We start from the raw sequence: 19,071 nt of genomic DNA, 5'->3' as shown, positions 1-19,071 counted from the left end.
GCTTGACCTTAGTCGTACGCTAGACCCATAGACTCACGGACCTCGCGCATGGTTTCTTGGGCAACCTTGCGAGCCTTGTCACAACCATCCGCAATGATGGAGCGCAGCAAACTTGGGTCATCCAAATACTTCTGTGCACGCTCAAACATTGGTTGCTGCTCAGCCAGAATAGCGTCGATTACGGGTTGCTTGCACTCTAAACAACCGATGCCCGCTGATTGACATTCTCTTTGAACCCAAGTTTTGGTGTCTTCATTGGAATACACGGTATGTAACTGCCAAACCGGGCAACGCGCGGGATCACCTGGATCAGTTCTACGAACACGAGCTGGATCAGTCGGCATAGTGCGAATCGAGCGAATCACCTCTTCCGGTTTTTCGCGGATGCTAATCGTATTGCCATAGGACTTGGACATCTTCTGACCATCAATACCAGGCATGCGCGAAGAAGAAGTGAGTAATGCTTGTGGCTCTGCAAGAATAATTTTGCGAGCGCCCTCCAAGAAGCCAAATAATCTTTCACGATCGGCCATGGAAAGACTTTGAGCCTCTTGAAGCAATGCTTTAGCCTGCTCCAAGGCCTCATCATCACCCCGCTCCTGAAAGGCTACGCGTAACTCAGCGTACATCTTGGCACGCTTACTTCCTAATTTTTTGACTGCCTCTAGCGCCTTCTCTTCAAAGCCAGGTTCGCGGCCGTAGAGATAATTAAAACGGCGTGCAACCTCACGTGTCAGCTCCACGTGCGGGACTTGATCCTCACCAACTGGCACAAATTGCGCACGATAAATCAGAATGTCAGCTGCTTGAAGCAAGGGATAACCCAAGAAACCATAGGTCTGCAGATCTTTTTCTTTGAGCTTTTCAATCTGATCCTTGTACGTAGGAACTCGCTCAAGCCAGCCTAATGGAGTGCCCATTGATAGGAGCAAAAAGAGTTCAGCATGCTCGGGCACTTTACTCTGGATAAATAAAGTAGCTTGGTTTGGATCAACACCACAAGCAAGCCAGTCAACCACCATATCCCAGACAGATTGCTCAATCACATCAGGGGTTTCGTAATGGGTTGTTAAAGCGTGCCAGTCTGCTACAAAAAAGTAGCAAGGATACTCAGACTGCAAGCGAACCCAATTCTTTAAAACGCCATGGTAATGGCCCAAGTGCAAACTACCGGTTGGTCGCATGCCAGAGAGAACGCGTTCTGCAAACATCTTGATCTTTATTCTTTAAAGGTAATTAAAACTGGTTAAGTGCAAATAGTCGCTTAATGAAAGAGCGTCCATACTGGGGTTAAATGATCGGGCAGATGCGGCAAGGTGCCAAGATCAATATAGCTCTCCTCCGGATCATGAAAATCAGATCCGCGAGAAGCTAAAAATCCATACTGCTGGGCAATCTTGCCATAGGTTTGATATTGATTGGGGCTGTGGCTCCCAGTAATAACCTCAATGGCCATGCCACCAATTTCTTTGAAGTGCTTATAGAGTTCATCCATTTGCATGGCGCTGAGCTTATAACGACCCGGGTGAGCAATCACAGCCGCACCACCTGCCCCCTTGATCCAGGCAACCGCATCATCTAATGTTGCCCAGAGGTGCGGAACATAACCTGGCTTATCCTCAACCAAGTAGTTTTTAAACACCTGATCGGTATCACGACAGATTCCCTGGTCAACCAGAAAGCGCGCAAAGTGTGTGCGAGAAATTAAATCATGATTGCCAGCAAAAAGTAGAGCGCCTTCATAGGCACCAGGAATACCCGCCTTCAGCAACTGCTCGGCCATCATTTTGGCGCGATTGCCGCGACCTTCACGAGTGCGGCGCAGGCCTTCTAGAATTCCAGCGTGAGCAGCATCAATGCCAAGACCAACGATATGAATAGTCTGACCCATCCAAGTCACTGAAATCTCAACCCCGGAAAGGTAATCCATACCCAGTGCGCTCGCTGCAATCCGAGCTCTTTCCTGGCCACCCAACTCGTCGTGATCGGTCAATGCCCATAAATGGACGCCATTGTCATGGGCACGCTCTGCCAACTGCTCAGGCGTTAAGGTTCCATCGGAAACCACGGAGTGGCAATGTAAATCTGCGTTTAGGCTGGAATTACTGGTCATGACCCTATTTTAGGTCAAGCTGGTGTCAACCACCCGGCGCGGTGCATCTAGGTAGTCGCGGGATTGCATCTCAATCAAGCGAGAAACCGTTCTAGAGAACTCACTAGTGATTTGGCCTTCGGTGTACAAATCCACGGCAGGAACCTCTGCAGAGATGATTAATTTGATTTTATGGTCATAAAGGACATCAATCAGCCAAATGAAGCGACGGGCTTCATTGGTCATCCTAGGGGGCATATAGGGGACCCCAGACAGAATCACCGTATGAAATTGGTTGGAGATCTCCAAATAATCATTTTGAGACCTTGGACCACAACACAAGGTCTGAAAATCAAACCACACTACCCCCTCCGCCATGTGGAGCGGTCTTAATTCTCGAGACTCAATGCGCAGTACGGGGCGGACCGTTTCCTTCTGGTTTCCAATCAGAGTCCGAAACATTTGCATCAGAATGGCATGGGTATGAGCATTGACCGGCGTGAGATAAGCCTCCACTTGGGCCATCTGTACGCGTCGATAGTCATTACCAGCGTCAACATTCATGACATCAAGCTGCTCTTCGAGGAGTTTGATGGCCGGAAGCAAGCGATCACGATGCAAGCCATTGGGATACAGCTGACTAGGTTTGTAGTTTGAGGTCATCACAAACTGAACGCGATCCTGGAATAGCGCACTTAGCAAGCGGTACAAAATCATGGCATCGGCAATGTCATTGATATGGAACTCATCAAAACAGATGAGGCGATAGCGTTTAGCAATCCTTTTGGAAAGTTCATCAAGCGGATCAGACAATCCCGAAAGTTCATGAAGCTCCCGATGCACTTCACGCATAAACTCATGAAAATGAATGCGGATCTTTTTTTCTAAAGGGGATGCAGCAAAGAAGCAATCCATCAAAAAGGATTTGCCGCGACCCACTCCACCCCAAAGGTATACGCCACGAGGTAACTTGGGTTTAAAGAGTTTCTTTTTTAGGCCGCTACTGCGGATTCCTTTATAGGCAATCCACTCATCTTCACAAAGTTGCAGGCGCTCAATGGCTGCAAGCTGCGCGGGATCGCTTTGATACCCGCGCGCTTTTAACTCTTGATGGTAATACTCTAAAGCTTTCAATTACATGTTTAATGCACGTTTATCCGTCGCTAATGCCGCTTCGCGAACCACCTCCGATAAGCTTGGATGTGGATGACAGATACGAGCAATATCCTCAGCTGCCGCTTTAAATTCCATGGCTACTGCTGCTTCAGCGATTAAGTCAGAAGCATTAGGGCCAATAATATGAACACCTAAGATTTCGTCAGTTTTCTCGTCCGCCAACACTTTGACAAAACCATCGGCACGGTCCATGCCTAAAGCACGGCCATTAGCAGCAAATGGGAACTGACCTGCCTTATAAGCAATGCCAGCCTGTTTAAGCTGCTCTTCAGTTTTTCCAACCCAAGCAATTTCCGGATCGGTATAGATAACCCAAGGAATACAGTTGTAGTCGATGTGGGGCTTTTGACCAGCAATAATTTCTGCTACCAAAACACCTTCGTCTTCAGCCTTATGTGCCAACATTGGTCCACGCACTACGTCACCGACTGCATAAACGCCAGGAGCTGCAGTTGCGCAGGTATGGTCATCAATTGGAATGAAACCACGCTCATCTACTTTGAGGCCAATCTTATCAAGACCTAATTTCTCAGTATTTGGCACGCGACCAACAGAAACAATTAAGCGATCGCACTCTAATTTCTGAGCTTTGCCTTCGCTATCAGTGTAGTTAACAACAACACCTTTTTTGTCTGCCTTAACTTCACCAATCTTGACGCCCATATTCATTTTTAGGCCCTGCTTGGTAAAGATTTTATGCGCTTCTTTGGCGATACCTTGATCGCAAGCACCTAAGAAAGATGGCAAGGCTTCAAGAATAGTCACATCGGAACCAACACGACGCCAAACGGAGCCCAGCTCCAAGCCAATCACACCAGCGCCAATAACGCCCAGCGTCTTCGGAATGGAATCAAACTTGAGACCACCTTCGTTATCGCTAATCAATACGTTATCTACTGGAATATTTGGCAAATGACGCGCCTTAGATCCAGTAGCAATAATGACATTCTTTGCCGTAACAACTTCTTTATCCTTGCCGTCGATCTTGACCTGGTAGCCATCAGCGCCCTTACCTTCAAACGAGGCATGACCTTTGAGCAGAGTAATTTTGTTCTTACGAAATAAGAACTGAATACCTGCAGTCATCTTGGTCACAATCGAATCTTTACGAGCGATCATTTTATTGGAGTCCAGCTTGACAGAGCCAACAGTAATACCGTGGTCTGCCACATGATGACTGATCTTCTCAAATTCCTCAGACGAAGCAAGCAAGGCTTTTGATGGAATACAGCCAACGTTCAAGCAAGTACCGCCTAAACGTGGCTCACCCTTTGGATCGTCATAGGCATTGGATTCAGCGCAGGCAACCTTAAATCCTAGTTGCGCAGCACGGATCGCGGCGATGTAGCCACCAGGGCCACCGCCAATAACTAATACGTCAAATGATTGACTCATGATTTCCCCTCTTACAAATCAAGGAGGAGACGTGAAGGATCTTCTAAAGCATCCTTCATTGCAACCAATCCGAGAACTGCTTCGCGACCGTCGATGATGCGATGGTCATAAGACAAGGCCAAGTAGTTAATTGGACGAATCACGATTTGACCATTCTCAACAACAGCACGCTCTTTGGTTGCATGAATACCCAAGATAGCAGATTGTGGAGGATTAATAATTGGGGTGGAAAGCATAGAGCCGAATACACCACCGTTAGAGATGGAGAATGTGCCGCCAGTTAAATCCTCTAACGACAACTTACCCTCACGAGCTTTAGCACCAAACTCAGCAATCTTCTTCTCGATATCAGCCAAATTCATTTGGTCAACATCACGCAAAATAGGAACTACCAAGCCACGTGGTGAGCTAACTGCAATACCGATATCAAAGTAACCGTGGTAAACAATGTCATTGCCATCAACAGAAGCGTTCAGCAATGGGTATTTTTTCAATGCATGAGTTGCCGCTTTAACGAAGAAAGACATGAAGCCCAATTTCACACCGTGGACTTTTTCAAACTGATCTTTGTACTTGTTACGCATTGCAATCACGGGAGCCATATTGACTTCATTGAAGGTGGTCAAGATGGCATTGCTTGCTTGAGACTCTAGCAAACGCTCAGCAATACGAGCACGCAAACGGCTCATAGGTACACGCTCTTCTGGGCGGTTGCCCATCGGAATCGGTGCGCTTGGCAATGCAGCAGAAGTTGCGCCACCAGCGACAGCATTTAATGCGTCACCTTTAGTAACGCGACCATCGCGACCAGAGCCAGCAACTTGCCCAGCGCTAATATTATTTTCAGCAAGAATTTTTGCTGCTGAAGGAGCGGCAGGGGCGCCTGATGACTTAGCAGCAGGAGCAGCTTTAGCAGGAGCGGCGGCTGGAGCCGCTGCAGCTACTGGGGCGGCGGCTGCAGGTGCAGCAGCAACAGCAGTGCTATCAATCCTTGCAATCAACTGCTCAGCAACAACAGTGCCACCATCGGCAACCACGATCTCCGTAATGACGCCAGCTGATGGCGCCGGAACTTCCAATACGACTTTGTCTGTTTCAATTTCGATCAAAATTTCATCTTGACCGACAGCATCGCCGACTTTCTTTTTCCATTGCAACAAAGTAGCTTCAGCTACTGACTCGGAGAGTTGGGGAACTTTAACTTCAAAAATAGCCATGATTAATCCTATTTAATGTTTGTATGTTGAGTGATGTCTACGATTACTTCGTAATGACATAACCCTTTAGTTTTGCGAATGCTGCTGTAAGGAGGGACTTTTGCTGTTCTTGATGGAGGTGAGCGTATCCACAGGCTGGTGAAGCTGATGCTGGACGACCTGAATAGGCCAACTTCATACCTTCGGCCATGTTCTCCAAAATATTATGCTGAACAAAGAACCAGGCGCCTTGGTTTTGTGGCTCATCTTGACACCAAACCACCTCTTCGAGATTCGGATACTTCTTCAACTCATTAGTCAACGCTTTATGCGGGAATGGATACAGCTGCTCCAAACGAATAATCGCAACATCATCTAATTTTTTCTCGGTACGCGTCTTGGCCAAGTCGTAATAGACCTTACCAGAGCACATTACTAAACGAGTAACCTTTTTACCTTCAATAGCCTCATCACGCTCAGGCAGAATCGTTTGAAAGCCACCTTTTGTGAAATCAGTTAATGGTGAGGCAGCTTCTTTATTGCGCAATAAAGATTTTGGTGTCATCAAGATCAGCGGCTTGCGGAACTGACGAATCATTTGGCGGCGCAATACGTGGAAGATCTGAGAGGCTGTTGTTGGCTGAATCACTTGCATATTGGTGTCAGCGCACAACTGCATAAAGCGCTCCAAACGTGCCGATGAATGCTCTGGGCCTTGACCTTCATAACCATGAGGCAACATCATGACCAAGCCGTTTGCACGACCCCACTTCACTTCTCCAGAAGCAATAAATTGATCAATCACCACTTGAGCACCATTCGCAAAGTCGCCGAACTGTGCTTCCCAAATAGTCAAGGTATTAGGCTCTGAAGCAGCATAGCCATACTCAAAACCAAGTACGGCCTCCTCCGACAAGATTGAGTCGATGACGAGGAATGGGGCTTGATCTTTGGCTACATGACGCAGTGGCATATAGGTGCCGGTATCCCATTTCTCGCGATTTTGGTTATGCAACACCGCATGACGATGGGTAAATGTACCGCGACCGCTATCCTCACCAGACAGGCGAACTGGATAGCCACTGGCTACCAAAGATGCGAAAGCCATGTGCTCTCCCATACCCCAGTCAATATTGGACTCGCCACGACCCATTGCTGCACGGTCTTTGTAAACCTTCTCAACGAGTGGGTGAGCCTTAAAATCCTCAGGAATAGTAGAGATCTTTTCAGCCAAACGCTTCCACTCAGTCAGCGGAATTGCCGTATCAGCCTCATCGGTCCATTTCTTATTTAAGAACGGGGACCAATCTACTGCAAACTTGCCTTTGAAATTACTGAGAACCGGATCCGAAGTGGACTTACCGGCATCCATTGCAGCGCGATATTCTTTCACCATCAAATCACCGGTGCCAGCTGGCAATACGCCTTGCGCCTCTAACTTGTCAGCATACAGTTTGCGTGTACCTGGATGAGCCGCAATTGTTTTGTACATTAAAGGCTGAGTCATTGCTGGCGTATCTTGCTCGTTATGACCCAGCTTTCTGAAGCAAACAATATCAATCGCAACGTCCTTGTGAAACTGGGTGCGGAACTCAACAGCCAATTTGGTAGCCAAGACCACTGCCTCAGGATCATCACCATTCACGTGCAATACAGGGGCATCCACTACTTTCATAATGTCCGTGCAATACAAACTCGAACGCAAATCGCGCGGATCTGAAGTAGTAAAGCCAATCTGATTGTTAATCACGATATGAACCGTACCGCCGGTGGAATAACCGCGAACCTCTGACATCGCCAAAGTTTCTTGCATTACGCCTTGTCCAGCAATCGCCGCATCACCGTGTACAAGAACTGGCAATACTTGCTCACCCAACATATCTCCACGACGCTCCATACGAGCACGTGCTGATCCTTCAACCACTGGGTTAACAATTTCTAGATGGGATGGGTTAAACGCTAAAGACAAATGCACGGGGCCAGCTGGAGTAGAAATATCACTTGAAAAACCTTGGTGATACTTCACGTCACCTGCAGGCAATGTTTCTGGACCTTTGTGCTCAAACTCAGCAAATAAATCCGTTGGCATCTTGCCCAAGACGTTCACCAGCACGTTCAACCGGCCACGGTGGGCCATGCCGATCACAATCTCTTGCACACCCTTAGAGCCAGCCTCACGCACTAGCTCGTCCATACAAGGAATAAAGCTATCGCCACCCTCGAGTGAGAAACGCTTTTGACCAACATACTTGGCCTGGAGGTAACGCTCCAAACCTTCAGCTGCCGTAACGCGATCTAGAATTTGGCGCTTCTCGTCAACATTAAATCTTGGAGTAGAACGAATCGACTCTAATTTCTCTTGCCACCACTTTTTAATCTTTTGGTCGGCAATATACATATACTCGGCACCAATTTTGCCGCAATATGTTTCACGCAAAGCCTGCAATAAATCTCGCAATGACATCTCTGTCTTGCCAAAAAACGTATTGCTAGTATTAAAGACGATATCCATATCGCCATCAGTAAAGCCGTAGAACGTAGGGTCTAACTCTGGAATATCCGGACGCTCTGTGCGCTTCAAGGGATCAATATCAGCCCAGCGATTACCAACGTTACGGTATGCAGCAATTAACTGCTGAACGGCAACGCGTTTACGCCCCATCTCAGAGTCAGCCGAATCAGAAACCGTTCTGATGGGGCCCTGCTTAGCCCGCTCGGCAAATGAAGCAATAATCGGCGCATGCGCAATATCAGTTCTCGAAGAACCATCTGCCGCAGGCACTTGCTTCACGCCATCGAAATAATCTCGCCAATGATCAGCTACAGAAGCTGGATCGTGCAAGTAGGATTCGTAGAGTTCCTCTACGTAGGGGGCGTTTCCGCCGAAGAGATAGGAGTTATCTCTTTGATCCTGCATCATGATGCTCACCTTTCATCGGGTTTCCCGAATAAAAACTGTGGTTAAAACCATTCGCTCTACGGCTTTACCGCTTTACGAATTGATCTATGCGAATATTGTTACAACGACGCTAATTTAACACGATTACCCATTAATACGTAAAGGGCTTTCCCTGAGTTTATGAGTTACATGGGTATATCCCTACTGAAGACTTGAATAAGAATTTTCCTGCTCAGGTTTAAACCTCTACCGATAGATTCCCCAAGAGTTAATTCATATTCTCTCAATCTTCAAATGAATTAATGAGATTAAGGATATATCAAAGCAATTACCCGAGAAATGCAATATTTAAGTACTCGGCGAAGCGCAAAGGTATTGCAGGTATCTCTTGGCACTGCTCAGAAAATGGTTGAATCGGTAAATTAATCGCCTGGAAGGCCCGAGGTGGCCATCGCCGCATCTTGGATAGCTCACTAGATCAGCAGCTTGCCAGATGTAAAAGAGCTCTGCGACAAAAAATAACTTGAAACTGCATTGCCATGGGGAAATTCAGAAGGGCCTAAAGTAATGGGCTTAGCCGATGAAAATACCCTAGGGGTTAGGTCTCAATAACCTGAAGTCCATCAGGAAGAGCTGGAAAATGGCTTAATTGATCAAAATCCCTTAATTATTGGCTACCCTGCTACCAATCGAGAGTTAAAAACTGTTTTGGGCAATAAGAATCGACATGAGCTCTTACAGCCTATTTGTGCAGGCCCTCAATAGAAAGTGTTCGAAGGGTACATTGAGCCCATTAAACATAAAAGCCGCTCAATTTGCACTGAGCGGCTTTTATGCATCTAAAAACTATTTAAATCAATAGCTTAGATCAAGAAGTTACTACGATCTCTACCTTCTATCCATTTTGGCGCTTTTCCGCGACCAGTCCATGTATCACCAGTAGATGGATTGCGGTACTTTGGAGCAACCTTGCCACTAGAGCTACGTGCGCCCGCTTTACGGCTAAATAAATCAGAAGCCGTTAAATCGTATTGCTCAATAATGATTTTAGCTTTGGCAATGCCATCAGCCTTCTCACGCAAAACCGCCTCTTTAATTTGCTTATCTAACTGTTCGCGTTGAGCTAAAAGTTCTTTATAAGATGACATATATTAATTTCTCCAAATATAAATTATGTGAAATAACTTAGATCAAGCTATTTCTGTGATCTTATTATAAACATGTATTAATAAATTAACTAAATCCCTATAGAAATATATGAATTAGGGTAGTTATATCAAACAACTAATATAATCGTTATAAATAATATATCAATTATCGGCAAATGAACCTTATCTTCTCAGCATAAATGTACCGCTGGATTTAGCAGTAACCTCACCAGCCTCATTTAAAACCACGGCCTCACAGTAATTGATCGTTTTTCCAGATTTAAGGACAGTGCCCTCCACCACGATTTTGCCGGTGCTGGGGCGTAAGAAGCTGACACTCATGTCTATTGTCATAGCGCCAAGTGGCTGCTCATTGGTACTGCGGGCTGCCGCACCCATCGCAAAATCTAACAAAGTCATCACCACGCCACCATGGGCAATGTGAAAGCTATTCTCAAACTCCGGCTTGATCACCAGGCTAATCCGGGATTTACCACCTTCGGCATACTCAGGCACCACACCTAGGTGGGTCAAAAAAGGAATGCTTAATCCAAAATACGTGGTGTCGTTTGAGCTTGAGGTCATAGAAAAAGAGATATTAAAAAAGTATGTTGGGATATGGAATAAATTCCAAATTAGATGGTCGGGGCGAGAGGATTTGAACCTCCGACCACATGCACCCCATGCATGTACGCTACCAGGCTGCGCTACGCCCCGACGAGAAAGAAAATTGTATCAGTAACTATTTAGAGAGGATTTGCAGGACAGCCTGCAGTTCATCGCGTAAGCGAAGCTCTCCGCGAGCCTCATCAAGGCGATTTCGGGCGCCGCTGATAGTGAAGCCTTCTTCATATAAAAGCGCCCTAATCTTACGTATTAAGACAACTTCATGATGTTGATAGTAGCGACGGTTACCTCGACGCTTCTGAGGACTTAACTGTGAGAATTCCTGTTCCCAATAGCGCAAAACGTGGGAACGAACACCACATAGATCCGCCACCTCACCAATTGTGAAATAACGCTTAGCGGGTATTGGGGGGAGCTGCGAACTGAGCAGCGCCGACCCAGCATCAAATGCTGTTTTCTCGAGCATGCGACTCAACTACGTCCTTGAGTTTTTGACTTGCGTGAAAAGTAACTACACGGCGGGCTGCAATCGGAATCATTTGACCCGTTTTTGGGTTTCGGCCCGGACGAGCAGACTTATTACGCAACTGAAAATTACCGAATCCAGAGATCTTAACTTCCACTCCAGTTTCAAGTGACTCACCAATACGATCAAAGAATGCATCAATCATATCTTTGGCCTCACGTTTATTGAGGCCCACTTGGTCGAAGAGCGCTTCAGAGAGCTCATTCTTGGTGACGGTATCGTTACTAATTAATTGATTCATGGCTGAAGTCTCTTCGTACTATATCTAGGGCTAATATTAAACCTAGCGCAGACGGGCTGCGCAATTTTTCTCAAGTGCTGCCAATAAAGCCGTCATAACCGCTTCAATTTGCACATCCTGCAATGTTTCTTGTGGATTCAACAAGGTCACGCGGAAGGCTAAGCTCTTCTCGTCATCAGCCATGCTACTAGAGCCAGGTTTTGGTTTGAATTCATCAAAGAGCTCAATACCTCGAACAAAATTCTGCTTACCTTTATTCATCGCATCCAGTAGGGATTGAGCAGAAACTGTCTGCTTAACCACAACTGCCAAATCACGTTGTACAGCAGGAAACTTACTCAACTCTTCTGGTTGCGGAATGCCGAGATTGCGGACGGCCTCTAAATCCAATTCAAAAAGGACTGGCGCTTGTGGCAACTCATAGGCCTGCTGCAATCCTGGATGTAATTCACCAACCCAGCCAATATCTAACTTTCCAGCGGAGGTCAATAATTGAATTTTTGCACTACGGCCAGGATGCAAAGCTGGATGTACTCCAGCCTCAGTTGTGAAATGTAATGGATCTAGAACGCGCTCGAGATCGCCCTTCACATCAAAGAAATCTACTAAACGGTTATCGCTGGCCCACTGCTCTGGCACAAAAGAACCGTAAGCTAAACCACCCACATGCTGTGGTTGATGAAAGCCGGCTACTTTGCCAGCCTCTTCTTGAACATTATCATCACGCTTAAATACGCGACCCGTTTCAAATAAACGTACACGACCAGCGCCACGATTGAGGTTTGACTTGAGGTTGCCCAATAAGCCACCCCAGAGATTGCTCCGCATTACGCCATACTGGCTGGCAATCGGATTTAGTACGGTAATCAGGTCTTTGTCGCTAGCTGCAGCCAAACGTTGCTCGCTCTCTAGATCGGTAAAGCCAAAGTTGACCGCCTCTTGATAGCCTTGCAAAGCCAAACGTTGGCGCAATAAATGCACCCCACGCTTTGCCTCTGCCTTGGCACTCATCTTTAATGACGCTACTGGTGGTACATCAGGGATGTTTTCAAAGCCGTACATACGGGCCACTTCTTCAATTAAATCCTCTTCGATTTCAATATCAAAGCGATAGCTTGGTGGCGTTACAACAAAAATATCGGCCTCTTGTTTAAATTCAAAACCAAGGCGCTTAAATACATCAGCAATAATCTCTGCAGTCAATGGGATTCCAATGACCTTCATGGCACGAGCTAAACGCATGCTCACTGGTTTACGCTCTGGAACCGCCAATACTTGATCATCGATTGGACCAACTTGGCCACCGCAAACTTCAACGATTAATGAAGTTAAGTACTCCAGACAATTCACTGTATTTTGTGGATCAACGCCACGCTCAAAACGATGTGCGGCATCAGTGCTGAAGTTAAAGCGACGAGCACGGCCCTGGATTGCTGAAGGCTGCCAATAGGCCGCCTCTACATAAATATTTTTGGTGTCGTCAGTCACAGCGCAGTGGTTACCGCCCATAATTCCTGCCAAGGCAACTGGACCAGTCTGATCAGCAACTACACCCGCGTCCTGGATCTTGCCTGCAGAATCTGGACCCTGCAAAGTAATTGTCTGGCCATTTAATAGCTCAAGACTCTCGCCTGGCTTTGCCCAACGTACAGATAAGTCGCCAGTCAATTTGTCAATGTCGAATACGTGGGTCGGCTGACCCATTTCCAACATCACGTAGTTAGATAGATCTACCAATGGGGAAATACTTCTTTGACCGGCACGTAATAAACGTTGCACGACCCATTCCGGCGATTTAGCCAGAGGATTAACACCCCGAATTACACGACCTGCGAAGCGTCCACACAGGTCAAAGTTTTCAACAGTAACTTTAAGCTTGTCTTGGATAGAGACGTTTGCAGCAGTCCACTTAGGAGCACACAATGTAGCACCAGTAATTGCTGATACTTCGCGTGCCATACCCATGAGGGACAAACAATCTGCTTTATTTGGCGTCAGCTTAATAACGAAAATTTGATCATCCAAATCTAAATACTTGCGAATGTCTTCACCAACAGGTGCATCGGCAGGTAATTCCAAAATGCCTTCATGGTCATCGCCCAGACCAAGTTCACGACCGGAGCAAAGCATACCCTGGCTTTCTACGCCACGTAACTTGCCCACCTTGATCATGAAAGGCTTACCGCCCGCCTCTGCTGGAGGTAGCTCTGCACCGACCATAGCACAAGGGATTTTGATACCAGCGCGTGCATTTGGCGCACCACAAACAATTTGCAATTCTTGGCCAGTACCCGCATCGACTTTGCAAACACGCAAACGATCTGCATCAGGATGCTGCTCAGCAGACAGAATTTGTGCAATCACAATCTTCGTAAATGCAGGTGCTACTGAATGTTGCTCTTCCACCTCAAGACCTGCCATGGTCATTGCATGACCTAAAGCATTGCTATCTAGCGAAGGGTTTACATATTGGCGTAACCAAGATTCAGAAAATTGCATATGCGCTATCTACTATTAGGAGGTTAGCTAATTAAGCTGGGAATTGCGCTAAGAAACGGAGATCGTTCTCAAAGAAAAGACGTAAATCGTCGATGCCATAACGCAACATCGTCAGGCGCTCTAAGCCAGAGCCAAAAGCAAAACCGGTATAGCGCTCTGGATCAATACCCATATTGCGCAATACATTTGGATGAACCTGCCCTGCACCAGAAATTTCTAACCAGCGTCCCGCTAACTTACCGCCACCAAAAGCCATATCGATTTCAGCGGAAGGCTCTGTGAATGGGAAATATGATGGGCGGAAACGAACTTGCAATTCATTCGTCTCGAAAAAAGTTCTCAAGAAGTCGGTGTACACACCTTTAAGATCCGCAAACGAAACACTCTCAGCAATCCACAAGCCTTCGACTTGATGGAACATGGGTGAATGTGTTGCATCGCTATCTACGCGATAAGTTCTACCGGGGGCGATCACCTTGATCGGTGGCATCACATCTGCGTGTGCGTATTTCTTAACGTGCTCGCTCGCATAACGAACCTGAATTGGGCTGGTATGCGTGCGCAATAACAAAGGCTTCCCATTGGAATCTTTACCATCAATATAGAAGGTATCCTGCATCGAACGGGCAGGATGATTCTCTGGGCTATTCAATGCCGTGAAATTAAACCAATCGGTCTCAATTTCAGGGCCATCCGCTACATCAAAACCAATCGAGCGGAAAATCTCTTCTACACGTTCCCAGGTGCGCATCACAGGATGCAAGCTACCCACTGCTTGGCCACGGCCAGGCAAGGATACGTCGATAGATTCCGCAGCAAGACGTTGCAGCAATACCGCATCAGCCAATGCTTGGCGACGCTCTTGCAATGCAGCTTCTACTTGAGTTTTGATTTGATTAATTTGGGCGCCAGCACTCTTGCGTTCATCAGGCGACATTCCACCAAGCGCTTTTAAACGCTCAGTGAGAACACCTGACTTACCGAGATACTTGGCTTTCGCGTCCTCTAGAGCTGCCGAATCGGCAGCCCCGAGGAAATCACGTTTAGCATCCTCGACAATGTGGTCGAGAGAAACCATTGCAGCTTAGTTTTTAAATGAACTAAGAATTAAGCTGCAGCGCTTACTACGGATTTGATCCGAGTAACCAAAGCAGCAAAAGCCGCCTTGTCAGCAATGGCCATATCAGAAAGTACTTTACGGTCGAGTTCGATCGCAGCTTTCTTCATACCATTCATGAATACGCTATAGGTCATGTCATGCTGACGTACTGCCGCATTGATACGGGCAATCCACAAAGCGCGGAATACACGTTTCTTGTTGCGACGGTCGCGGTATGCATATTGACCAGCACGCATAACTGCTTGCTTAGCAATACGGAATACGTTTTTACGACGTCCACGATAACCAGTTGCGGCATCGGTGATTTTCTTATGACGGGCTCTTGCTGTAACCCCACGTTTGACTCTTGGCATTTAGTTCTCCTAATCTAGTCTGAGGTTAAGCGTATGGAAGCATGGAGCGAATTGACTTAACGTCTGCCTTCGCAACTTCAGTGGTACCACGTAGGTGACGCTTACTCTTTGTGGTTTTCTTGGTGAGGATATGGCGTTTGAAAGCCTGACCTCGTTTAATCGTTCCGCCTGCGCGAACCGTGAAGCGCTTTTTGGCGCTACTCTTGCTCTTCATCTTGGGCATAAAGCACCCCTTCTTCTGCATGTGCGACATAGGTGGTAACCGACGGTTACGCTTCCTGTACCTAGAAGCACTTCTTACTACCGGAGTCTTACGACCCCTCCTTACTTAAACAACAAACCCACTCTTACGAATCGGTTTATTACTTAGCCTTACGAATGGGGGCCAATACCATCACCATCTGGCGGCCTTCCATTTTTGGAAACTGCTCTACTTGACCAAACTCAATCAGGTCTGACTTCAAGCGCTCCAACATTCTGACTCCGATTTCTTGATGGGCCATTTCACGACCCCGAAACCGTAGCGTAATCTTTGTCTTATCGCCGTCTTCCAAAAAGCGGATTAGATTGCGTAGCTTCACACCATAGTCACCATCATCTGTGCCGGGACGGAATTTGACTTCCTTCACCTGAATCACTTTTTGCTTTAGCTTAGCTTCATGCAAACGTTTGGCTTCTTGGTACTTGAATTTGCCGAAGTCCATGATGCGGACTACAGGTGGCACAGCCGTCGGAGCAATTTCAACCAAATCGGTTTCTTTCTCTTCTGCTAAAGCCAGGGCTTCACTCAACTTAACTACACCGATGGGTTCTCCATCCAGTCCAATCAGACGCACTTCAGGAGCGGTAATCTCCCGGTTTATGCGCTGCGATTTATCAGTAGCGATCTTCTTAATTCCTTTAAAAAAACAATAAAAACCATTCCACCCCTAGCTAGGCTCGGGTCCGACTTTCTGGGAAATATCCTGCTGGAGTCGGGCAACGAAAGCATCAAGAGGCATTACACCTAAATCCACTCCGCCACGGGCACGAACGGCCACCGTATTACTTTCTGCTTCTTTATCCCCTACAACTAATAAAAATGGGAGCTTCTGCAATGCGTGCTCGCGTATTTTATACGTAATTTTCTCATTCCGCAAATCCGATTCGACCCTAAACCCTTGTTTTTTCAGAGATTGCTGAACTTGTTGTGCATATGCAGCAGAATTATCAGAGATATTGAGGACTACAGCCTGAGTTGGAGCCAGCCAAACCGGCATGTTTCCAGCATGATTTTCGATCAAAATGCCGATAAAACGCTCTAAAGAGCCCACAATTGCCCTATGGAGTATCACTGGAGCCTTGCGAGTGTTTTCTTCCGTAACGTATTCGGCGCCTAGGCGGGCTGGCATTGAGAAGTCAACCTGGATGGTGCCACATTGCCAAGTACGCCCAATGGAGTCCTTGAGGTGATATTCGATCTTCGGACCATAAAAAGCACCCTCGCCTGGCAATTCTTCCCATTTTTGGCCTGAGGCAGTCAATGCGCCACGTAATGCAGCCTCCGCCTTATCCCAAATAGTGTCATCGCCAACGCGCTTTGCAGGGCGCAAGGCCAGCTTAACCGCGACTTCAGTAAAGCCAAAATCTTGGTAAACCTCGCGGACCGCCTTATCGAAAGCTGCAACCTCTGACTGAATTTGATCTTCTGTACAGAAAATATGACCATCGTCTTGGGTAAAACCACGCACCCGCATTAAGCCATGCAAAGCACCGGATGGTTCATTGCGATGGCATTGACCAAACTCACCGTAACGCAATGGCAACTCACGATAACTATGTAAACCAGAATTAAAGATTTGGATGTGACCAGGACAGTTCATCGGCTTTAATGCATAAGCGCGATTCTCCGACTCTGTCGTAAACATGTTCTCTTTGTAGTTATCCCAGTGGCCAGACTTTTCCCAAAGACCGCGATCCAGAATTTGTGGGGCTTTGACTTCTTGATAACCTTCGCGCTGATAAACGCGGCGCATGTATTGCTCAACTTCTTGCCAAATAGACCAGCCTTTGGGGTGCCAAAAAATGAGGCCAGGGGCTTCAGGCTGGAAGTGGAATAAGTCTAAGAACTTACCAAGGCGACGGTGATCGCGCTTCTCAGCCTCTTCTAGCATATGTAGATGGGCGTCTTGGTCTTCCTTTTTCAGCCAGGCAGTACCGTAGATACGCTGCAACATCTCGTTCTTGCTATCGCCGCGCCAGTAAGCACCGGCAACACTCAGGAGCTTAAAGACCTTGAGCTTGCCAGTAGATGGCACATGAGGTCCGCGACATAAGTCAGTGAACCCGCCTTCCGCATACAAAGAAACATCCTCACCCTGAGGAATGCTCGATATCAATTCTGCTTTGTAGTTTTCGCCCTGATCTTTAAAGAACTTCACCGCCTCATCGCGTGGCATGACAGAACGCACAAGTGGCTCATCCTTCTTGGCAAGCTCAGTCATTTTCTTTTCGAGTGCAACTAAATCTTCAGGCGTAAATGGGCGGTGGAATGAAAAGTCGTAGTAAAAACCGTTTTCAATTACAGGGCCGATCGTGACTTGCGCCTCAGGAAATAATTCTTTAACAGCGTAAGCAAGTAAGTGAGCCGTAGAGTGACGAACAATCTCTAGCGCCTCTGGGCTTTTGTCAGTAATAATCGCCAGCTGACTATCTTTATCGATGACAAAGCTGGCATCTACCATGCTACCGTCAACAATACCGCCGAGGGCAGCCTTAGCAAGACCACTACCAATACTTTGGGCAACATCAATGACGCGAACGGGAGCGTCAAACTCACGTTTAGATCCGTCTGGCAGAGTAACTACAAGCATGACAACTCCATCATATTTACGTACAAAAAAGAAAGCGCGGCAGCATTTCGGCAACCGCGCTCTTTTGGGTCTTAATTCGTTGGTAGGCTCGATTGGACTCGAACCAACGACCCCCACCATGTCAAGGTGGTGCTCTAACCAGCTGAGCTACGAGCCTAAGGGGAATATTTTACCCTATTGACCTCAGTTGTTTATGCATTGCTACTATCACCCTATAAGCCTTACAGAATGCAGGTTTGTGAAATCCCTGAGTACACTACTTTGACAAAAAGTGTAGTCGCCATTGCCTTGCTAGGCACTTTTAACCTCAATGGTCTTCATATGTTCTTTTGAGCAACCATTCCGAGTAATGCCGACATTCCTGTATGCCTCGAACCCTCTGACAATTCCTTTTCGTAAAAGCGCAAATCTAGGATCTCAAATTCTTTAGCAAGGTCGCGAATCATCTCTTCTGTATAGAGATGCTCTATAAGTGATGGGCCGCCAGTCTTATATTCCAATTGTTTTGGGGTGTAGCCCTGCAGGATAAATATACCGCCAGGCTTTAAAGTTTGATGAACCTGCTGAAATATCCTGGCACGCATTGCTGGGTCTGCAAATTGAATAAAGATGCCAATCACCGCATCATAAGAGTTGGCCTGCCAATCGAATCCATCGGTATCGCAGAGGGAGTATTGAATGCTGACTTGATTGTCTAGCGCAAACTGCTTTGCCTTAGATAGGGCAATATCCGAAACATCAAAAGCCGTAACCTGCATACCCTGCTTTGCAAGCCAGACACCGTTGCGCCCTTCTCCATCAGCAATACAAAGAATAGAATTACCCGGCTTTAAATATTGAGCTGATTGCTCAACAAGATACTCATTTGGCTCTTTGCCAAAGATGAACTCATCCTTATCAAAGCGCTCATTCCAGAACTGGGTAGCATCCGTAAAGCTCATCTACTT

17 protein-coding genes and 2 tRNA genes are annotated in these 19,071 nt (G+C 46.8%); all 19 read right to left on the bottom strand.

The features are described 5' to 3' along the window. Positions 1 to 8: 8 nt before the first annotated feature. The 19 genes from CBI30_RS06410 to CBI30_RS06315 all read right to left on the bottom strand — a co-directional run bounded on the left by CBI30_RS06410 (position 9) and on the right by CBI30_RS06315 (position 19,065). Positions 9 to 1,211 carry a tryptophan--tRNA ligase gene (locus CBI30_RS06410; protein ID WP_088527478.1) on the bottom strand — a complete coding sequence of 401 codons (1,203 nt, stop codon included), beginning with the start codon at positions 1,209 to 1,211 and terminating at the stop codon, positions 9 to 11. Positions 1,212 to 1,264: 53 nt separating this feature from the next. Then, positions 1,265 to 2,113, bottom strand: coding sequence for a 3',5'-nucleoside bisphosphate phosphatase (locus tag CBI30_RS06405; protein WP_088527477.1), 849 nt, complete (start codon positions 2,111 to 2,113; stop codon positions 1,265 to 1,267). A 9-nt stretch (positions 2,114 to 2,122) separates the two neighbouring features. Further along, a complete protein-coding gene (gene zapE, locus CBI30_RS06400) occupies positions 2,123 to 3,226 on the bottom strand; it encodes a cell division protein ZapE (RefSeq protein ID WP_088527476.1) in 1,104 nt (367 codons plus the stop codon). Then, entirely contained in the window at positions 3,227 to 4,663 is a 1,437-nt protein-coding gene (lpdA, locus tag CBI30_RS06395; RefSeq protein ID WP_088527475.1) for a dihydrolipoyl dehydrogenase, read from the bottom strand. A gap of 11 nt (positions 4,664 to 4,674) precedes the next feature. Next, a complete protein-coding gene (gene odhB / locus CBI30_RS06390; RefSeq protein WP_088527474.1) occupies positions 4,675 to 5,880 on the bottom strand; it encodes a 2-oxoglutarate dehydrogenase complex dihydrolipoyllysine-residue succinyltransferase in 1,206 nt (401 codons plus the stop codon). A 43-nt stretch (positions 5,881 to 5,923) separates the two neighbouring features. After that, positions 5,924 to 8,779: a 2-oxoglutarate dehydrogenase E1 component gene (locus CBI30_RS06385; protein ID WP_088527473.1), complete on the bottom strand. Its 2,856-nt coding sequence runs from the start codon at positions 8,777 to 8,779 to the stop codon at positions 5,924 to 5,926. Positions 8,780 to 9,621: 842 nt separating this feature from the next. Next, positions 9,622 to 9,906, bottom strand: a complete 285-nt coding sequence (locus CBI30_RS06375; protein WP_088527472.1) for an H-NS histone family protein — start codon at positions 9,904 to 9,906, stop codon at positions 9,622 to 9,624. 183 nt (positions 9,907 to 10,089) lie between these two features. Next, on the bottom strand, positions 10,090 to 10,491 hold the full coding sequence (locus CBI30_RS06370) for a PaaI family thioesterase (RefSeq protein WP_088527471.1): 402 nt from the start codon (positions 10,489 to 10,491) through the stop codon (positions 10,090 to 10,092). A 55-nt stretch (positions 10,492 to 10,546) separates the two neighbouring features. After that, positions 10,547 to 10,623: transfer RNA gene (locus tag CBI30_RS06365), tRNA-Pro, on the bottom strand. 25 nt (positions 10,624 to 10,648) lie between these two features. Beyond that, a complete protein-coding gene (locus CBI30_RS06360; RefSeq protein ID WP_088527470.1) occupies positions 10,649 to 10,999 on the bottom strand; it encodes a MerR family transcriptional regulator in 351 nt (116 codons plus the stop codon). Then, on the bottom strand, positions 10,977 to 11,300 hold the full coding sequence (locus tag CBI30_RS06355) for an integration host factor subunit alpha (protein WP_088527469.1): 324 nt from the start codon (positions 11,298 to 11,300) through the stop codon (positions 10,977 to 10,979). Before CBI30_RS06355 ends, CBI30_RS06360 begins: the two co-directional genes overlap by 23 nt. Before the next feature lie 42 nt (positions 11,301 to 11,342). Beyond that, the gene (pheT, locus tag CBI30_RS06350; RefSeq protein WP_088527468.1) at positions 11,343 to 13,799 is read right to left on the bottom strand and encodes a phenylalanine--tRNA ligase subunit beta; all 2,457 of its coding nucleotides are present in this window, start codon (positions 13,797 to 13,799) and stop codon (positions 11,343 to 11,345) included. A 31-nt stretch (positions 13,800 to 13,830) separates the two neighbouring features. Next, on the bottom strand, positions 13,831 to 14,877 hold the full coding sequence (gene pheS, locus CBI30_RS06345; protein WP_088527467.1) for a phenylalanine--tRNA ligase subunit alpha: 1,047 nt from the start codon (positions 14,875 to 14,877) through the stop codon (positions 13,831 to 13,833). 29 nt (positions 14,878 to 14,906) lie between these two features. After that, positions 14,907 to 15,272 (bottom strand): 50S ribosomal protein L20, encoded by a 366-nt coding sequence (rplT, locus tag CBI30_RS06340; protein ID WP_015421011.1) that lies wholly within the window; start codon positions 15,270 to 15,272, stop codon positions 14,907 to 14,909. A 25-nt stretch (positions 15,273 to 15,297) separates the two neighbouring features. Then, positions 15,298 to 15,495, bottom strand: a complete 198-nt coding sequence (rpmI, locus tag CBI30_RS06335; RefSeq protein WP_088527466.1) for a 50S ribosomal protein L35 — start codon at positions 15,493 to 15,495, stop codon at positions 15,298 to 15,300. 139 nt (positions 15,496 to 15,634) lie between these two features. Further along, positions 15,635 to 16,168, bottom strand: a complete 534-nt coding sequence (gene infC / locus CBI30_RS06330; protein WP_415836384.1) for a translation initiation factor IF-3 — start codon at positions 16,166 to 16,168, stop codon at positions 15,635 to 15,637. Positions 16,169 to 16,201: 33 nt separating this feature from the next. After that, positions 16,202 to 18,124 (bottom strand): threonine--tRNA ligase, encoded by a 1,923-nt coding sequence (gene thrS, locus CBI30_RS06325; RefSeq protein WP_088527464.1) that lies wholly within the window; start codon positions 18,122 to 18,124, stop codon positions 16,202 to 16,204. 80 nt (positions 18,125 to 18,204) lie between these two features. Further along, positions 18,205 to 18,281: transfer RNA gene (locus CBI30_RS06320), tRNA-Val, on the bottom strand. A 160-nt stretch (positions 18,282 to 18,441) separates the two neighbouring features. Continuing rightward, positions 18,442 to 19,065, bottom strand: coding sequence for a class I SAM-dependent methyltransferase (locus CBI30_RS06315; protein WP_088527463.1), 624 nt, complete (start codon positions 19,063 to 19,065; stop codon positions 18,442 to 18,444). Positions 19,066 to 19,071: the final 6 nt, after the last annotated feature.

Source organism: Polynucleobacter aenigmaticus (genome assembly GCF_002206635.1).
GTDB lineage: Bacteria > Pseudomonadota > Gammaproteobacteria > Burkholderiales > Burkholderiaceae > Polynucleobacter > Polynucleobacter aenigmaticus.
The sequence above is the reverse complement of the archived record's forward strand: the minus strand, read 5'-3'. Positions and strand labels throughout refer to the sequence as shown.